Here is a 1,143-nt window from a genome sequence, read left to right as displayed (position 1 = left end):
GGGCTTCGGTGGAGCGCTCCGGGGCGGTGTCGGGTCCTGTTCCGGTCATGACTCGATGTCCTTTTCGGGCTCCGGTGGCATCGGATCCTCCTGTGGAGCATATCGCGGTCATATGAATAATCGAAGCAGCTATGTGTAGCAATCATGTGCTTGTGTCATGTAGTTTAACTCCTCGTTGGACCGTCTCCGATCCCAAGTCCGTCGAGCGCATCTCAAGCGAGCTTCAAGCAGGCGTACCCACGCTGACGAACGCATCAGGCCGTGCAAGTGGCTCCATGACAATGGGAGGGCTAGTGCTGCGAATCGGGTTGCTCGGACCCCTGCAAGTCCTTCACGACGGCGTGCAGGTCACGCCATCCGCTCCCAAGGTGCGTCAGGTGCTCGCCCTGCTGGCGTTGCGGGCCAACGACACCGTTCCGCACCACCAGCTCGTCGAGGAGTTGTGGGAGGAGCGTCCACCGACCAGTGCCGCCACCACGCTGCAGACCTATATCTACCAATTGCGCAAACTGCCCGGGTTGGGCCACCAGTCCTCGGCGGGCCCCCGTCGGGACGCTCCGGCGCTGCTGACCACCCCCGGCGGCTACCGACTCTCCCTGCCCTCCTCCTGCACGGACGTCAAGGAGTTCGACGAGCTCGTGATCCGGGCCCGGAGGGCGATGGAGGAAGGGGCGATCACGGAGGGGGCCGAGGCGCTTCACCGGGCCCTGGCGGTCTGGCGCGGCCCCGTCCTCGCCGACCTCTCCATGGGCCCGGTCGTCGGCATCGACATCCTGCGGCTCACGGAGAAGCGGTACGAGGTGCTGGAGGAGCGAATCGACGCGGATCTGGTCCTGGGCAGGCATCATCGATTGACCAGCGAACTTTCCGCGCTGGCCGCGGATCACCCCACGCGGGAAGGACTTCATGCCAAGCTCATGCTGGCCCTCCACCGCGCCGGACGCCGCTCCGAGGCGTTGGAGGTCTTTCAACGGCTGCGCCGGGTCCTCGCGGATGAACTGGGCATCGAGCCGGGCGCGGACATCCAGCGGTTGCACCAGCAGGTTCTGGCCGGGGACCGAGCACTCGACCTGCCGAGTCCGGCGGGTGCCCCGGGTTCCCGGAGAGGCGTTCCCGCGCCCCGGAGGCCCCGCGCCCCCGAGG

At 66.8% G+C, this 1,143-nt stretch carries 1 protein-coding gene; it reads left to right on the top strand.

The genetic code is table 11. The annotated features are described in order from the left end of the window. Window positions 1-293: 293 nt before the first annotated feature. On the top strand, window positions 294-1,143 hold an 850-nt coding region (locus tag FNQ90_RS24115; RefSeq protein ID WP_323380152.1), incomplete at its 3' end, for an AfsR/SARP family transcriptional regulator.

The organism is Streptomyces alkaliphilus (genome assembly GCF_014141535.1).
Lineage (GTDB): Bacteria > Actinomycetota > Actinomycetes > Streptomycetales > Streptomycetaceae > Streptomyces > Streptomyces alkaliphilus.
Note: the sequence above shows the minus strand (reverse complement) of the source record. Positions and strands in the feature narration are given on the sequence as shown.